Origin of the sequence: Azospirillum palustre (assembly GCF_002573965.1) — a bacterium.
Classification (GTDB): domain Bacteria; phylum Pseudomonadota; class Alphaproteobacteria; order Azospirillales; family Azospirillaceae; genus Azospirillum; species Azospirillum palustre.
This window is the reverse complement of sequence record NZ_PDKW01000041.1, coordinates 170,143-184,747: the sequence shown is the minus strand read 5'-3', so window position 1 is coordinate 184,747 and position 14,605 is coordinate 170,143. Positions and strand designations below refer to the sequence as shown.

The window sequence follows — 14,605 nt, the reverse complement described above, 5'->3', positions numbered from 1 at the left end:
GAGTGGGAAGCATGACCGCGATGCCTTCTGGGTCCATCCGTCCGGACGACAATTCCCCCCTCTCCACGGCGATGTGCTCCATCGCCGTCACCGGCACCGGCTTCTCCGCCGGTGTCGGGATGGAGGAGGGGGCGGACGTCGAATGGCAGGTGCCGGAGGAAACCGCGGTCGCTTTCGAATACAACGGCCGCTCCCATGCCGTGATGATGGCGACCCCCGCCGATCTGGAAGACTTCGCGCTGGGCTTCAGCCTGGCCGAGGAAATCGTCGGGACCGCTGTCGATATCGAGAACATCGCCGTGCGGGAAACGCCGCTGGGCTTCGTCGTCAACCTGACGGTCGATCCCCTGCGGCTCCTGCGCGGAAGTCTGCGCAGCCGCTCCATGGAGGGGCGGAGCGGCTGTGGCCTGTGCGGCGTGGACAGTCTTGTCCACGCCGTTCGGGAGCCCCGCAAGATCGAGACCTCGCTGGAGGTGGACCCGGCCGCCGTGGCCGCCGCCTTCCGCGCCCTGCCGGATCACCAGCCGATGAACCGGGCCAACCGCTCGGTCCATGCCGCCGCCTGGTGTGCGCCCGACGGCGCCGTCCGTATGGCTCGCGAGGATGTCGGCCGCCACAACGCGCTGGACAAGCTGATCGGCGCCGTCGTGCGCTCGGGTGCCGACCCGGCCACCGGCTTCGTGGTGATGACCAGCCGTTGCAGTTTCGAACTGGTGCAGAAGACCGCCGCGGTGGGCATCCCGCTGCTGGCGACCATCTCGGCCCCGACGGCGCTGGCGCTGGAACTGGCGCGCAACGCCAACCTGACCCTGGGTGCGCTGTCGCGCCGCGACACCGTCATCCTGTTCCGTTGATTCAAACCCAGTCCGGAGACACCGATGAGCCACACGAACCACGCCAAGGATCTGGTCCGGATGGCGAACCAGATCGCCGTCCATTTCGCCACCTACCCCCATGAGGAGGCGGTGACGGAAACCGCGACCCACATCCGCAAGTTCTGGGATCCGCGCATGCGCGCCGGCCTGTTCGCCCATGTCCAGTCCGGCGGCGAAGCCGACCTGCACGAGGTCGCCCGCGGCGCGGTGGGTGTGCTTCAGACGCGCTGAGATCGGTCGGGCGTCGCTGGGGGCCGTCAGACCTTGCGAAAGGCGAACATCGCCGTTTCGTAGGGAAAGGCGACCTCGGTGGCGCCCGCCAGTTCCGGTGTGTTCGCGATCAGCATGCGGACATCCCGTTCGACCTCCGCTTGCAGGTCGGAGGCAAGTGCTGCAATGAAGCTGACCGAAAGCGTCCGCCTGACGATGACGTCGTCCGGGCTTCCGACATGGGCATGGCGGACATGGCGCTCGTCGATGGCCTCGAAGCCCGGTGCCGGGAAGGCCCGGCGCCAGTCGCCGGTCCGGTAGCGCGGGGTGCCGGCCTCCCAGGGATCGGTGATGGCGGACAGCGCCGCCACCCAGGGCCTGCTTTCATCCCGCACGTTCCAGATCAGTCCCAATCGGCCGCCCGGCGCCAGGACCCTGCGCATTTCCTGCAAGGCGGCGGCCGTGGCGAACCAGTGAAACGCCTGCGCGCAGACCACCGCATCGACGGAGCCGTCGGGCAGGGGAATCGTCTCGGCCGTCCCGGCCAGGACGGTCAGGTCGGGGAAGCTGTGGACCAACTGCTCCCGCATGCCGGCAATCGGCTCGACGGCGACGATCTCGCCGCCGCACTCCTTCAACACCGCGACGAACTTGCCGGTGCCGGCGCCGACATCCAGCGTTCTGCGGCCGGGTCCGACGCCGAGAACGTCACGAAGCCACACCGTGGCTTCGGCCGGATAGCTGGGGCGGCCTTTGACATAGGCCGCGGCCCCGGTTTCGTAGCCCTTGGAAGAGTGATGAACAGACATGGCGTCCCCGATCCTTCCAGTGTGCTTGAAAGCGGGCCCTCAGAGGTAAGTGGCGATCTCGACCAGATTGTCGTCGGGATCGCGGATGTAGACGGACAGGATCGGCCCGGTGGCGCCCGTGCGGTTCACCGGGCCTTCCTCTATGGCGATGCCGCGGGCCTGGAGTTCGGCGATCACCTGCTCCAGCGGCGTGTCGGCGATCAGGCAGAAGTCGCCGCTGCCGGCGGTGGGGCGGGCGGCCTTCGGCTCGAACTCCCGTCCGACCTCGTGCAGGTTGATCTTCTGCGCGCCGAAGGACAGGGCGCGACGGCCGCCGGCGAAGGTGACGACCTCCATCCCCAGCACGTCGCGATAGAAGGCGCAGGTCGCCTCGATGGAGGCGACCGTCAGGACGAAATGATCGATCCGGCCAATCTGCACGCCAGCCTCCTGTACCCCTGCCTCACATGCCGGTCGAGGTCGGCAGCGGCTTGGCCGGAGCCGGGATCGACGCCGATGACAGCGACGTCGGCGCATGGGCGGTGGGCGGAACCGGCAGCGGCGCCGGCTTGGACAGCGGGCGCGGCGTCGACACCGGCGTCACCGGGCTGGCCGACGGCGGGTTGCCCGACATCGCCGGTGCCGCAGAGCCCGACTGGCCCGACGGCGTCGCCAGCGTGGGCGGATCCTCGTAGATGTCGGGATGGACGCGCACGACACCGGCGGTGTCGACCGAGGCGTTCCAGTAGACGAAGCGCACGGGGATGGCGTTCGGCAGCCGGATCGTCTTGGTCTCCCCGGTGTCGAGCTGCTGGCCGATGCCGGCCGGCGTCACCTTCGCGGCACCCAGCAGCGTCTCCGCCATCATCCGGGCGTCCTCCAGCCGGACGCAGCCGGAGCTGGCGGCGCGCAGGTCGCGGCTGAACAGGCGCGGGTCGTTGGTGCCGTGCAGGAAGATGCCGTCACCGTTGGTCAGGTTGAAGCGGAAGCGGCCCAGCGCGTTGTCGTCGCCCGGCCTCTGGACGATGCGCACGCGGCCGGGGTCGACCGACCACCAGTTGACCGACTGGGTGTTGGCGACCTCCGACCCGTCCAGATAGACGGCGGCGTTCTTGATGCCGGTGGTGCCCTTCTTGCGCAGGGCCGGCAGCTTGTCCTCGCTCAGCACCGTCGGCGGCACGGTCCAGGTCGGGTTGATGGTGACGCTGGTCACCTTGTCCTGGAGCAGCGGCGTCTTGCGCGACGGCCGGCCGACCACTGCACGCATGGTGAAGGCCGGGCGGCCATGCTCGATCAGGGTGACGGACTGGCCGGGCAGGTTGACCAGGATGGTGGTGTCGGGAATGGAGGCCTGCTGCGCCCGCATCGCCGCGGCGGCGCGGCGCAGAAGCGCCACGGTCTGGGCGGGCGTGCGGTCCATCGCCTGACGGGTCACCTCGCCGACCTTGCCGTCGGGTTGCAGCCCCTCGGCGAGCTGGAAGGCGCGCACGGCGGTCTCGACATCGTCGTTGAAGCTGTCGGTCCACTTGTCGGCTGACAGGAAGCCCATCTCGATCAGGCGGCGCGACACCTTGCCGACGCGGTCGGCCAGCGGCGAGCGCACGGTGATGACCACCGGCGGCGCCGGCTCCACCGGTTCCAGGCCGGGCAGGGTGGGGGCCTGCGCCTGCTGCACGTCGGCAGGGGGCACGTCCATCGCCGGGGCGACGCTCTCGACCACGCCGCCGTCGCCCTTCTTGACAACGGCGCCGTAGCCGATGCGGGTGACCTGTGCCTTGGGCGCGTTCTGCACCTCCAGCGCACGCTGTTCCAGCGCCGCGGCCCAGCCGGCAACCAGCGGCGGCTTGGCGGCATGCACCGCTTCCTTCGCCGCTGCGGCAAGCGCCGGACCGCTCAGGACGATGCCGGCCAGTCCGCCGACCATCAGCAGGGCGGCGGAGCGTCGGGAGATCGGGTGGCGGACATCATGCATGGCGACGGGACCGGAACGTGAACGGAAAGGATCGTGCGCTGTATCCTTCGACGAGGCATTCCAGATCCGCAAGCGACATTTGGTGTCGGCAGCTCTGCTGTTCACACTGTTGCTCCCTTGCATCGCCATCTTACCCGTAGAGGGCTGTTGCCGTTACACGCGCTCATCCACTGGTTGGACGCCGTGGCGGCGGATTTATTCCGAACCTTCGCCGGAGGTAACACCGCGAAGCCGGCCATGGAGCCGGGGGCGTGGCCGTATGTGTCATTTGACGTAGATACCGCCTTTCGCATGCGCGTTAGCTTTTCCCTCGACGATGTGGCGAAGCCCCGGAGCAACCGGGGCGCCAAAGGAAGGGGGCAACTTCATGCGGACCAAGCAACTGACGTCGAGCTTCGGGATCGGCGCGCTGGCCGGTCTGGCCATGGGTGCGATGGCATCCTTCGCGATGCCCGCCCAGGCGGCGGACGACACCATCAAGGTGGGCATCCTGCACTCCCTGTCCGGCACGATGGCAATCAGCGAGACGACGCTCAAGGACGTCATGCTGATGCTGATCGACGAGCAGAACAAGAAGGGCGGCCTGCTGGGCAAGAAGCTGGAGCCGGTGGTGGTCGATCCCGCCTCCAACTGGCCGCTGTTCGCCGAAAAGGCGCGCGAGCTGATCAGCAAGGACAAGGTGTCGGCCGTGTTCGGCTGCTGGACCTCGGTCAGCCGCAAGTCGGTTCTGCCGGTGTTCGAGGAACTGAACAACATCCTCTTCTACCCGGTCCAGTATGAGGGCGAGGAGTCCTCCCGCAACGTCTTCTACACCGGCGCCGCGCCGAACCAGCAGGCGATCCCGGCCGTCGACTACCTGATGTCGAAGGAAAAGGTCCAGCGCTGGGTGCTGGCCGGCACCGACTACGTCTATCCGCGCACGACCAACAAGATTCTCGAAGCCTACCTGAAGAGCAAGGGCGTCAAGCCCGAAGACATCATGATCAACTACACGCCGTTCGGTCATTCCGACTGGCAGTCGATCGTGGCGGACATCAAGAAGTTCGGGTCGGCCGGCAAGAAGACCGCGGTGGTCTCCACCATCAACGGCGACGCCAACGTTCCCTTCTACAAGGAACTGGGCAACCAGGGCGTCAAGGCGCAGGACATTCCGGTCGTCGCCTTCTCGGTCGGCGAGGAAGAGCTGGCCGGTATCGACACCAAGCCGCTGCTCGGCCATCTGGCTGCGTGGAACTACTTCCAGTCGGTCGAGACCCCGGCCAACACCGACTTCATCAAGGCCTGGAAGGCCTACACCAAGAACGACAAGCGCGTCACCAACGACCCGATGGAAGCCCATTACATCGGCTTCAACATGTGGGTGAAGGCGGTCGAGGCGGCCGGCACCACCGAGCAGGACAAGGTCATCGACGCCATGGTCGGCGTGGCCGTGCCCAACCTGACCGGCGGCTATTCGGCGATGCTGCCGAACCACCACATCACCAAGCCGGTGCTGATCGGCGAAGTGCAGGAGAACGGCCAGTTCGACGTCGTCTCCAAGACCTCGGGCCTGGTGCCCGGCGACGAGTGGTCGGACTTCCTGCCGGACAGCAAGGACCTGATCGCCGATTGGCGCAAGCCGATGTCCTGCGGCAACTTCAACGTGAAGACCGGCAAGTGCGGCGGCAAGGGGTCGTGAGGACCGCCTTCCCTCTCTGACCTGTCCTTATCTGAGCTTGAGTGGTTGCGACGCTTGCCCTTTCCCCTTTCCCGCCGGGCGGGGGAGGGGAGAGGGCAAGCGTTTCGCGTTTCCAGCTCCCCGCACCGCTCCTCCCGCACCGCCCCTGGATCGCCCCTGCACCGAAGGACTCCCGATGCGACGCGCTCTCCGCTGGCTGATGGCCGTCTGTGTGGTGGTTGCCACATCGACCGCCGCCTATGCCGCCGATCCCCGAGCAATTGATTTGCGCCCGCTCGTCCAGGCCCTGGGCAGCGGCGGCTATTCCGGAACCGAAAAGGCCCTGACGCAACTGTCGGAGGCCGGTGACCCGGCCGCCGTGCCGGTGATCGAGGCGCTCCAGGCCGGCGACCTCTATGTGCGCAAGGCCGACAGCACCGTCGTCGTCGCCCGCAAGGCCGGCGACGCCTTCACCCTGACCGACCCGCTGACCCGCGCCGCGCTCGGCGATGCGCCGGCCGCCGCGGTCGAGAAGATCCGCATCAACAATTCGCTCCGCCGCGCCATCAGCGCTTCGCTGGGCGCCCTCACCCTGATGAGCCCCGATGCCGGTGTCCGCCGCTCCGCCGCCGATGCGGTGTTCAAGAGCCGCGACGCCTCCGCGCTGGAGACGCTGAACGCCGCCATCGCCAAGGAGCAGGACAAGGGCGTGCGCGCCGCCATGGAGCAGGCGCGCGCCGCCATCCTGCTGACCGGCGAGGCCGCGTCGAAGATGACCGACGCCGAAATCCAGTCGGCGACCGACACGCTGACCGCCCGCGGCGACCGCGACGCGCTGGTGCTGCTCAACATGGTCGCCGGCTCCGGCGCATCCGACGTCACCAAGCGGTCGGCCGCAGCCGCCGTCTCCACCCTGGAACAGAAGCTGGCCTTCTGGGCCGCTCTGCAAAATCTCTGGTACGGGCTGTCGCTGGGCTCGGTGCTGCTGCTGGCCGCCATTGGCCTCGCCGTCACCTTCGGCGTGATGGGCGTCATCAACATGGCCCATGGCGAGATGGTGATGATCGGCGCCTACACCACCTTCCTGGTGCAGGAGTTCTTCCGCGCCCATGCTCCCGGCCTGTTCGACCTGTCGATCCTGGTGGCGCTGCCCGCCGCCTTCCTCGTGTCGGGGGGCGTCGGCATCGTCATCGAGCGCAGCGTGATCCGCTGGCTCTACGGCCGTCCGCTGGAAACGCTGCTCGCCACCTGGGGCCTGTCGCTGGCGCTCCAGCAGGCCGTCCGCTCCATCTTCGGCCCGACCAACCGCGAGGTCGGCGCGCCGAGCTGGATGTCCGGCGCCTTCGAACTGGGCGGCCTGACCATCACCTACGGCCGGCTGTGGATCGTCGTCTTCGCCTTCGCCGTCTTCGCGGCCCTGCTGGTGGCGCTGAAGCGCACGTGGTTCGGCCTGTCGATCCGCGCGGTGACGCAGAACCGGCCGATGGCCAACGCCATGGGCATCCGCACCGCGCGGGTCGACGCGCTGACCTTCGGGCTCGGCTCCGGCATCGCCGGGCTGGCCGGGGTGGCGCTGAGCCAGATCGACAATGTCAGCCCGAACCTCGGCCAGGGCTACATCCTCGACAGCTTCATGGTCGTGGTGTTCGGCGGGGTGGGCAACCTGTGGGGCACGCTGGTCGGTGCGCTGACGCTGGGGACCATGAACAAGTTCCTCGAACCCTATGCCGGGGCGGTGCTGGGCAAGATCCTGGTGCTGATCTTCATCATCCTGTTCATCCAACGGCGTCCGCGCGGCCTGTTCGCGCTGAAGGGCCGCGCGGTGGAGGCCTGACCGATGCTGCTGCGCTTTTTCCTGATGGGTCTGGACCGCAAGGCCGGGATCGTCCTGGCGATCCTAGCATTCCTGGCGGTCGCCGTGCCGGCGATGACGCTGTGGGTGCCGGCGGACTCGCCCTTCCACCTGTCGATCTTCACCGTCTCGCTGCTGGGCAAATACCTGTGCTTCGCGCTGCTGGCGCTGGCGCTCGATCTGGTGTGGGGCTATTGCGGCATCCTGTCGCTCGGCCACGCCGCCTTCTTCGCGCTCGGCGGCTACGCCATGGGCATGTACCTGATGCGGCAGATCGGCCCGCGCGGCGTCTACGGCAACCCGGTCCTGCCCGACTTCATGGTCTTCCTGAACTGGAAGGAGCTGCCCTGGTACTGGCTGGGCTTCGACCATTTCTGGTTCGCCGCCATCATGGTGCTGGTGGTGCCGGGTGCGCTGGCCTTCGCCTTCGGCTGGTTCGCCTTCCGCAGCCGCGTCACCGGCGTCTATCTGTCGATCATCACCCAGGCGCTGACCTTCGCCCTGCTGCTTGCCTTCTTCCGCAACGACATGGGCTTCGGCGGTAACAACGGCCTGACCGACTTCAAGGACATCCTCGGCTACGACATCCAGGCCGACACCACCCGCGTCGCGCTGTTCGTGGCGACGGTCGTGGCCCTGGCGCTCTCCTACATGATCGCGTCCGGCGTCATCGGCTCGAAGCTGGGCAAGGTGCTGGTGGCGCTGCGCGACGCCGAGAGCCGCGTCCGCTTCATGGGCTACGACACCGAGAGCTACAAGCTGTTCGCCTGGACCCTTTCGGCCTGCATGGCCGGCGTGGCCGGCGCCCTCTACGTCCCGCAGGTCGGCATCATCAACCCGTCGGAATTCGCCCCGGCCAGCTCGATCGAGGCGGTGATCTGGGTCGCCGTCGGCGGACGCGGCACGCTGGCCGGCGCCATCCTCGGCGCGGTGCTGGTCAACATGGGCAAGAGCTATTTCACCGGCGCCCTGCCGGAGCTGTGGCTGTTCGCGCTGGGCGGCCTGTTCGTGGCGGTGACCCTGTTCCTGCCCAAGGGCCTGCTCGGGCTGGGCGCGCAGCTGAAGGCGAAGCTGCCCGGCCGCAAGGCCTCCCCTCTCCCCAACGCCCAAACCGCGAACCAAGCCACCGGCCAGAAGGGAGCCTGACCCATGAGCGCGGAATCGACCCTTCTCTATCTCGACGGCGTGTCGGTCAGCTTCGACGGCTTCAAGGCGCTGAACGGCCTGTCGCTGGTGATGATGCCCGGCGAGATGCGGGCGATCATCGGCCCCAACGGCGCCGGCAAGACGACGATGATGGACGTCATCACCGGCAAGACCCGCCCCGATACCGGCACCATCCTGTTCGAGGGCGATACCGACCTGACCCGCCTGCGCGAAGCGGCCATCGCCAACCTCGGCATCGGCCGCAAGTTCCAGCGCCCGACTGTCTTCGAGCCGCACACGGTGTGGGACAATCTGGAACTGGCGCTGAAGGCGCCGCGCCGGCCGCTGAAGACGCTGACCTACGCCATCAGCCGCGACGACCGGGCCCGCATCGAGGAGATCCTCGACATCACCCGCCTGTCCGCCCTGCGCAGCCGGCAGGCCGGCAGCCTGTCGCACGGCCAGAAGCAGTGGCTGGAGATCGGCATGCTGCTGGCCCAGGACCCCAAGCTTCTGCTGGTCGACGAGCCGGTCGCCGGCATGACCGACGCCGAGACCGAACAGACCGCCGAACTGCTGTGCAGCATCGCCGGCAAGCATTCGGTGATCGTGGTGGAGCATGACATGAGCTTCGTCCGCGCGCTGGGCGTCAAGGTGACGGTGCTGGCCGAGGGCTCGGTCCTCGCCGAAGGCTCGCTGGACGCGGTCAGCGCCAATCAACAGGTCATCGACACCTATCTCGGCCGCTGACGGGAGATCCCATGATGCTCGACGTTCGTTCTCTCGATCTGCATTACGGCGCTGCCCAGGCTCTGCGCAGCGTGTCCATGAAGGCCGAAATCGGCAAGGTCACCTGTCTGGTCGGCCGCAACGGCGTCGGCAAGTCCAGCCTGCTGCGCGCCATCGTCGGGCTGAAGCCGGTGTCCGGCGGCTCCATCGGCTGGGACGGCGCCGACGTGACGAAGATGGCGCCGGCCGACCGGGCGCGGCGGGGCATCGCCTATGTGCCGCAGGGGCGCGAGATCTTCCCGCTGCTGACGGTGCGGGAAAATTTGCTGACCGGCTACGCCCCGCTGCCGCGGGCCCAGCGCTCGATCCCCGACGAGGTGTTCGAGCTGTTTCCGGTGCTGAAATCCATGCTGGAGCGCCGCGGCGGCGACCTGTCGGGCGGCCAGCAGCAGCAGCTCGCCATCGGCCGCGCCCTGGTGACGCGCCCGCGCCTGCTGGTGCTGGACGAGCCGACCGAGGGCATCCAGCCGTCGATCATCAAGGACATCGGCCGCGCCATCTCCTACCTGCGCGACAAGGGCACCATGGCGATCCTGCTGGTCGAGCAGTATTTCGACTTCGCCCGCGACCTTGCCGACGACTGGGTGGTGATGGAGCGCGGCGAGGTGATGCTGTCCGGTCCGCGTAGCGGCCTGGACGAGCGGGAGGTCCGCAAATACCTGACGGTATAACACCGATGGCATGGCCTTCCGGCCGGTGACGGGCGGAATATCCGCGGTCCCATTGCGTCCTCGATTCATCGGGCCTGCCGTCCGGCGGGCCTGTTTCGGGAGGAACCGCGCAATGAAGTCCGCACTCCGTATCGCCGCCGCCATCGGCCTGGGGGCCGTCCTGTCCGGCGCGCCCGTTATTGCCCCCGCTTTTGCCCAGGACAAGGAACCGGCAATGACGGGCAAGACCGCGATGGGTCCCGTCCTGACCGACGCGAAGGGCATGACGCTCTATGTCTTCGACAAGGACGGTGCCGGCAAGTCGGCCTGCAACGGGCCTTGCGCGACCAACTGGCCGCCGCTTATGGCTCCCGCCTCCGCAAAGCCGATGGGCAAATACAGCGTCGTCACCCGCGACGACGGAAGCCGGCAATGGGCCTACAACGGCAAGCCGCTCTACAGCTGGGCCAAGGATGCGAAGCCGGGCGACACCACCGGCGACGGCGTGAACAACGTCTGGCATGTGGCGAAGCCATAACGTTCGGGGTATCGCGGGGCCGTGGTTACTGTCGTCCGGTGCCACGGCCCTGCCTTCGCCGGGAGTGTACTTATCCGGTCGAGGTAATGCGCAAACGCCGACTTCGCGGGCCGCGCTCTTTAAAGGTCGTTAAGGATCCGAACCGCATGATGACCTCAACGCCATCTTGCTCACGGAGCCGCAGGTCATGTCGATCTACAACGCCGCCTCGTTCGAAGCCGCCCCCTCCGCCGAACCGAAGGTCCGCAAGATGAGCGGCCTGCCGCGTCTGGCGGTCTGGACCGTCATGATCGGCACGCCGTGGCTGCTGATCGTGGAAGCGGTGCGCCTGATCTTCTGAAGCTCGACACTCCAGGCCCGGCGCACCGTCCTTTCAAGCTGTTATTGGGCCGGTGCCACCCAGGGCTCCAGCGCGCCGATCTTCCTGGCCCGCTTCTCGTCCGCCGACAGTTTGAAATTATGCCCGAAGGGCGCGCTCTCGAACGAGCCGTAACCGGGATTGGCCAGCATCAGCCAGTCGCGCCCGAAATGCTCCTTCGCCGCCTCGAACGCCTTCAGACGGTCGGCCTCGCTGCCGTTGTAGGCATCGCTGAAGTCGCCGAAATTGTCGCCGAACAGCAGAACGATCCGGTACTCCTTGGCGATGTAGGCGCGCCGCGTCCCTTTCGCCGAACCCCAGTCCGGCTTTTCCTTCGACATCAGGAAGGTATCGACGTTGCCGCCCATCGGGAAGCCCAGCGCCTGTGCGTTGCGGCGGGTCGGCTCTTCCTGGTCGGCGTTGCGGTTGGTGACGTAGAACACCTTCACGCCCTTCGATTCGGCGTATTGGGTGAACTCCACGGCACCCGGCACCGCCGTCGCCTTCTCCGCCTTCACCCAGGCATCCCAGGTCTTCGACGAGAATTCGCCGTTGGTGGTGACCAGCCCGGCCTGATAGGCGGAGTTGTCCATCGCCGTCTCGTCCAGGTCCAGCACCACGGCCGGCGGCAGATCCTGGTAGTTGCCGGTCTGCTCCGTCGCCGCGGTCCAGCTCTTTTCGGCCAGCGCCTTGTCCAGCTGGATCCTGCCCAGCGCATAGACCGCCAGCGAGTTCGCCTTGTATTCGACCGACCGCTGCATCCACAGCTCGGCGTTCAGAAGATCGCTTTGCGGCACCGGGCCTTGAGGAGCCGGATCCGCCGCCAGGGCGGGGCCTGCCAGAAGGGAAAGGGCAACCGCACCGGACAGCAGCGACCAGCGCCCGGAACAGGCGGAATTGCGCATCGACTCAATCCATCCATCAAGTGTCATGGAACTGTCATCGAAGCACAGATTCGGGTGCTTGGCGACGGTCCCGTGACGCTTGCGTTACCATGCCCAGAAACGCTTGCGTCACGCGGCCCGCCTTAGGGACTCAGGCCGGCTGGGGGATGGCGCTTTCCGGCATCGGGGTCAGCGCCGGAATCGCCTCCACCCGCTCCAGCCAGCGCCGCACCGCCGGATAGGGATCGAGCGGGATATGGCCTTCCGGGGCGCGGGCGACATAGGCGTAGCAGGCGATGTCGGCGATGGTCGGCCGCTCCGCCGCCAGCCAGTCGCGGGTCGCCAGATGGCTGTCCATGAAGCGCAGCAGGCGTTCCGCGATCCTGTGCGCGTCGGCCAGCGTCCCGGCCCCGCCCCACAGGGTCAGGATGCGCGCCAGCGCCGGCCCGAAGCGCAGGTCGCCGGCGGCGACCGACAGCCAGCGCTGCACCTGCGCCGCCTCGTCCGGCGCCTTCGGGTTCCACAGGCCGGAAGCGTCGTAGCGGTCGGCGAGATAGACGAGAATGGCCACCGAGTCCGGCAGGACGAGATCGCCGTCGACCAGCACCGGGATCTGTCCGAACGGGTTCAGGGCGAGGAAGGCATCCGACCGGCGCACCGCGGCATTCGCTTCGACATAGCGATAGGGCAGGCCGAGGATGTTCAGGAAGGCTTCGACCCGGTGGGCATGACCCGACAGCGGCGTGCCGTACAGCGTGATGGCGGGATCGGTGCCGGTGCCCATGGCAATGCCTCTTCTCTGTGGAGCGCGGATGCCCACAGCCAACCACTTGCGCCGCTTCGCAGGAATGCGCTTTGATGAAAAGGGACTCTTTCAGGAAATGGAAGAATTGTGGACCGGCTGGATGAACTGACGATCTTCGTCGCGATCCTGGAGACCGGCAGCCTTGCCGGGGCGGCCAAGCGGCTGCGGCGGTCGGCGCCTGCCGTCACCCGTGCGCTGTCGGGGCTGGAGGAGCGGCTGGGTGTGCGGCTGATCGAGCGCACCACCCGCAACCTCGCCCCCACCGATGCCGGCCGGCGGCTGGCCGAGCAGGCGCGCCGCCTGCTGGCCGATTACGACGAGGCGCTGGCCGCCACCGGAACCGACCGGCCGATGCGCGGGCGGTTGCGGGTCACCGCACCGGTGATGTTCGGGCGCAAGCATGTGACGCCTCTGGTCCTCGACTTCATGCGGGAGTTTCCGGACATCCGCGTCGAGCTGACGCTGTCCGACGGCAACCTCGACCTGATCGAGGAGGAACTGGACGTGGCGATCCGCATCGGCCCGCTGCCCGATTCCGGCCTCGTCGCCCGGCGGGTGGGGCAGGTCGGGCGCTTTCTGGTCGCCAGCCCCGGCTATCTGGCGCGGCGCGGCACGCCGTCGATGCCGGAGGATCTGTCCGGCCACGACATCATCCTGACGACGGCCCGGCCCGGCCCGCCGGACTGGCGCTTTCTGATCGACGGGCGGGAGCGGGTGCTGCGGGTGACGCCGAAGCTGGCGGTCAGCCACATCGAGCCGGCCCTGCTCGCCGCCCGTGACGGGCATGGCATCGCCCGTCCGCTGTCCTATCAGGCGGCGGACGACCTCGCCGCCGGCACGCTGGTGCGCCTGATGCCGCACGCCGAGCCGGAGCCGCTGCCGGTCCATGTCGTGGTGCCGACCGCAAGGCTGATGCCCGGCCGGGTGCGCGCCTTCCTCGACCATGCAGTGCAGGGCCTGTCGGCGCTGGAGGTTCTGCGCAGCTGACATGCGACCCTGTCAGGGATCGCGGGCGACGCGGATGCCGTAGGCGGCATAGCCGCTCTCCGCCGCGTCCACCCGGCGCACGGCGGAGCGGGCATAGCGCGGGTTGCTGTGCCACGACCCGCCGCGCATCGTCCGCTGCGAACAGGCCGCTGCGGGCCGGCCGTCCGGGGCGCAGTCCTCCACCCATTGCCAGACATTCCCCAGCATGTCGTAAAGGCCGAAGCCGTTGGCGCGGTAGCTGCCGACCGGCGAGGTGAACAGAGCGCCGTCGCGGCAGTTCGCCACCTCCCAGTCGGTGAAGCGGTCCTTGGCCGACAGGTCGGCGACGTTCGCCGCATCGCATCCCCTGGCCGGATCGTCACCCCACCAGCGCGCGGTCCGGGTGCCGGCGCGGGCCGCATATTCCCACTCCGTCTCCGTCAGCAGGCGATAGCGCTTGCCGGTCCGGCGGCTGAGCCAGTCCACATAGGCCTTGGCGTCGTACCAGCTCGCACAGACCGCCGGGTCGTTGTTCGTCTGCGCGAACCCCGGCCGGCGCCAGGAGAAATGCCAGCGCGGCAACAGCTCCGTCTCTCCGGCATAGCCGCGGCAGACCGTCCGTGGCCGATAGCCGCTGTCCCGGATGAAGCTGGCATATTCGCCGCGGGTGACCGGATATTTGCCGACGGCGATGGGATGTTGGATCGACGCCGGGGTTTGCGGCGGCTCGTCGGGAAAGCGTTCCGTCTCCGTCGCCGGGGAGCCCTGGAGATAGCTGCCGGCGGGGATGGTGACCAGGACGGGCGCGTCGGGATGGTCCCAGACCTCGCGTGCTGGGCTGCCCGCCTGCCAGGCATGGTAGGCCGCCAGCCGTTCGGCCCGCCAGCCGGTCAGATCGTCCGGCTCCACCCGGCGCCAGGCGGCCAGGGCCGTCAGCATCAGGATGAGGGCGACGACCGCACCGACGGAGCCGGGCAGTGTGATGGTCATGGCGGGAATGTCTCTTGCCGAGGTGCCGGTGCGGATCATGGAGCCATTTCCCCGCAGCGCGCTGCGTCCGGCAACCGCGCGTCCGTGTCCCGGTCGGGGCACTTCCAGCCGGTACCTCAACCGGT

General features: G+C 68.1%; 16 protein-coding genes. 10 read left to right on the top strand and 6 right to left on the bottom strand.

Going from position 1 to position 14,605, the window contains the following annotated elements:
* Positions 1–11 precede the first annotated feature (11 nt).
* Together fdhD and CRT60_RS14605 are read left to right on the top strand one after the other, a co-directional pair.
* A complete protein-coding gene (fdhD, locus tag CRT60_RS14610; RefSeq protein ID WP_098737154.1) occupies positions 12–854 on the top strand; it encodes a formate dehydrogenase accessory sulfurtransferase FdhD in 843 nt (280 codons plus the stop codon).
* 24 nt (positions 855–878) lie between these two features.
* A complete protein-coding gene (locus tag CRT60_RS14605; protein WP_098737153.1) occupies positions 879–1,106 on the top strand; it encodes a formate dehydrogenase subunit delta in 228 nt (75 codons plus the stop codon).
* 26 nt (positions 1,107–1,132) lie between these two features.
* Here CRT60_RS14605 and CRT60_RS14600 read toward each other — a convergent pair whose 3' ends face one another.
* Genes CRT60_RS14600 through CRT60_RS14590 form a run of 3 tightly spaced genes read right to left on the bottom strand, consistent with a single transcriptional unit; the run spans position 1,133 to position 3,845 of the window.
* Complete coding sequence (locus tag CRT60_RS14600; RefSeq protein ID WP_098737152.1) at positions 1,133–1,894, bottom strand: class I SAM-dependent methyltransferase; 762 nt, start codon at positions 1,892–1,894, stop codon at positions 1,133–1,135.
* 39 nt (positions 1,895–1,933) lie between these two features.
* Positions 1,934–2,314: a VOC family protein gene (locus CRT60_RS14595; protein ID WP_098737151.1), complete on the bottom strand. Its 381-nt coding sequence runs from the start codon at positions 2,312–2,314 to the stop codon at positions 1,934–1,936.
* Between the two features lie 22 nt (positions 2,315–2,336).
* On the bottom strand, positions 2,337–3,845 hold the full coding sequence (locus tag CRT60_RS14590; protein ID WP_098737150.1) for a L,D-transpeptidase family protein: 1,509 nt from the start codon (positions 3,843–3,845) through the stop codon (positions 2,337–2,339).
* A 367-nt stretch (positions 3,846–4,212) separates the two neighbouring features.
* On the opposite strand from CRT60_RS14590, the gene urtA reads away from it, so the two are divergent.
* The 7 genes from urtA to CRT60_RS36460 all read left to right on the top strand — a co-directional run bounded on the left by urtA (position 4,213) and on the right by CRT60_RS36460 (position 10,817).
* Positions 4,213–5,523, top strand: coding sequence for an urea ABC transporter substrate-binding protein (urtA, locus tag CRT60_RS14585; protein ID WP_098737149.1), 1,311 nt, complete (start codon positions 4,213–4,215; stop codon positions 5,521–5,523).
* A 175-nt stretch (positions 5,524–5,698) separates the two neighbouring features.
* On the top strand, positions 5,699–7,336 hold the full coding sequence (gene urtB, locus CRT60_RS14580; protein ID WP_098737148.1) for an urea ABC transporter permease subunit UrtB: 1,638 nt from the start codon (positions 5,699–5,701) through the stop codon (positions 7,334–7,336).
* Positions 7,337–7,339: 3 nt separating this feature from the next.
* Positions 7,340–8,500, top strand: coding sequence for an urea ABC transporter permease subunit UrtC (urtC, locus tag CRT60_RS14575; RefSeq protein WP_098737147.1), 1,161 nt, complete (start codon positions 7,340–7,342; stop codon positions 8,498–8,500).
* 3 nt (positions 8,501–8,503) lie between these two features.
* Positions 8,504–9,250, top strand: coding sequence for an urea ABC transporter ATP-binding protein UrtD (gene urtD / locus CRT60_RS14570; RefSeq protein WP_098737146.1), 747 nt, complete (start codon positions 8,504–8,506; stop codon positions 9,248–9,250).
* A 14-nt stretch (positions 9,251–9,264) separates the two neighbouring features.
* Positions 9,265–9,960, top strand: coding sequence for an urea ABC transporter ATP-binding subunit UrtE (gene urtE, locus CRT60_RS14565; protein WP_098737865.1), 696 nt, complete (start codon positions 9,265–9,267; stop codon positions 9,958–9,960).
* Positions 9,961–10,072: 112 nt separating this feature from the next.
* Positions 10,073–10,477 (top strand): COG4315 family predicted lipoprotein, encoded by a 405-nt coding sequence (locus CRT60_RS14560; RefSeq protein ID WP_098737145.1) that lies wholly within the window; start codon positions 10,073–10,075, stop codon positions 10,475–10,477.
* Positions 10,478–10,664: 187 nt separating this feature from the next.
* Complete coding sequence (locus CRT60_RS36460) at positions 10,665–10,817, top strand: hypothetical protein (RefSeq protein WP_167421718.1); 153 nt, start codon at positions 10,665–10,667, stop codon at positions 10,815–10,817.
* 41 nt (positions 10,818–10,858) lie between these two features.
* Here the strand turns inward: CRT60_RS36460 and CRT60_RS14555 are convergent, their stop codons facing one another.
* Together CRT60_RS14555 and CRT60_RS14550 are read right to left on the bottom strand one after the other, a co-directional pair.
* On the bottom strand, positions 10,859–11,740 hold the full coding sequence (locus tag CRT60_RS14555) for a 5'-nucleotidase, lipoprotein e(P4) family (protein ID WP_098737144.1): 882 nt from the start codon (positions 11,738–11,740) through the stop codon (positions 10,859–10,861).
* A 130-nt stretch (positions 11,741–11,870) separates the two neighbouring features.
* The gene (locus tag CRT60_RS14550; RefSeq protein WP_098737143.1) at positions 11,871–12,503 is read right to left on the bottom strand and encodes a glutathione S-transferase family protein; all 633 of its coding nucleotides are present in this window, start codon (positions 12,501–12,503) and stop codon (positions 11,871–11,873) included.
* Positions 12,504–12,611: 108 nt separating this feature from the next.
* Between CRT60_RS14550 and CRT60_RS14545 the strand changes: the two genes are divergently transcribed.
* Positions 12,612–13,511: a LysR family transcriptional regulator gene (locus tag CRT60_RS14545; protein WP_098737142.1), complete on the top strand. Its 900-nt coding sequence runs from the start codon at positions 12,612–12,614 to the stop codon at positions 13,509–13,511.
* A 12-nt stretch (positions 13,512–13,523) separates the two neighbouring features.
* Here the strand turns inward: CRT60_RS14545 and CRT60_RS14540 are convergent, their stop codons facing one another.
* Entirely contained in the window at positions 13,524–14,480 is a 957-nt protein-coding gene (locus tag CRT60_RS14540; protein ID WP_098737864.1) for a formylglycine-generating enzyme family protein, read from the bottom strand.
* Between the last annotated feature and the right edge of the window lie 125 nt (positions 14,481–14,605).